The sequence below is a fragment of the Parafrigoribacterium soli genome (assembly GCF_040227235.1).
Lineage (GTDB): Bacteria > Actinomycetota > Actinomycetes > Actinomycetales > Microbacteriaceae > Parafrigoribacterium_A > Parafrigoribacterium_A soli.
The window spans coordinates 1-1,079 of sequence record NZ_JBELNZ010000006.1; the positions used below are offsets into that span (position 1 = coordinate 1).

The window sequence follows — 1,079 nt, forward strand, 5'->3', positions numbered from 1 at the left end:
TGTACTCGGTCATGACGTTGGTGACACTCGGCTGATTGGTGGTTTGCCTCCGCAGGCGGTGTGTGGTCGATCGTAGTTGTAGTGGTTCAGCCAGGGCGAGAGGGCGTCAGCTCTCTCGCTGTTCGCGGTGAAGACCTGGCGATAGGCCCAGCCTTCTTGCATGGTTCGGTTGAAGCGTTCGACCTTCCCGTTCTGCCAGGGGCAGTGGGGACGGATGAGGACGTGAGTCGCTCCGAGCGAGGTGATGACGTTCTGGAACTCGGTGGAGAACCGGTAGTTCATCGCGTTGTCCGACATGACCTGCCGAATCGTGATCCCATGGCGGACATAAAATTCAGCCGCCCGGGCGAGGAACCCAGCGCAGGTTGCTCCTTTCTCGTCAGGAAGCACTTCGGCGTAGGCCAGCCGAGAATGGTCATCGACGGCGGCGTGAACGTAATCGAACCCGGTGCCGCGGAACCTGCGGCCGTGATGGTCGTCGACGACTGGCCCCTCGGCTCGCCAACCACCACCGTCCGGGATCCGACCCAGCTTCTTCACATCGATATGGACCAGGTCACCCGGCGCTGGGCGTTCATAGCGAAGGTCGCTGCGGCGCGAGGCCCTGATCTGGATCCCGGTCACGGGATCGAGTTCGAACAGCTTCGGCAGGCCCGCCCGCGCAACGATCCGTGACGCGGTCGAGGCGCTGACTCCGCAACGGAGCGCCAGTTCCGGTGGTCCTAAACGTTCCCGAGCACGCAGTTCAAGCAGCTGTTCCCTGATCAGCGCGGGAGTTTCCGCGGGTGAACGTCTCGGTCTCGATGACCGATCTCGCAGACCGTCGACGCCCTCGGCGCGGAACCGGGAAACCCACCGGGCAACGCACTGCCGCGACACTCCGAGCTCTTTCGCGACATGAGATTGCGGACGACCAGACAGCACCCGATCGACAAGCAAACGCCGACCAACCGGAGTCAAAACTGCATTAGCGTGGGCCAAGGAGACCTCCTAGAACGTGGTGTGTGATTACTCACAACCTAGGAGGTCTTCGCTATCTCACGACCCGAAAAGTGCCACCAACCTGCTGACCGAGTACA

1 protein-coding gene is annotated in these 1,079 nt (G+C 61.9%); it reads right to left on the reverse strand.

Going from position 1 to position 1,079, the window contains the following annotated elements; all coding sequences use genetic code 11:
* Window positions 1-9: 9 nt before the first annotated feature.
* On the reverse strand, window positions 10-981 hold the full coding sequence (locus ABUA37_RS14335; RefSeq protein ID WP_349899917.1) for an IS481 family transposase: 972 nt from the start codon (window positions 979-981) through the stop codon (window positions 10-12).
* Between the last annotated feature and the right edge of the window lie 98 nt (window positions 982-1,079).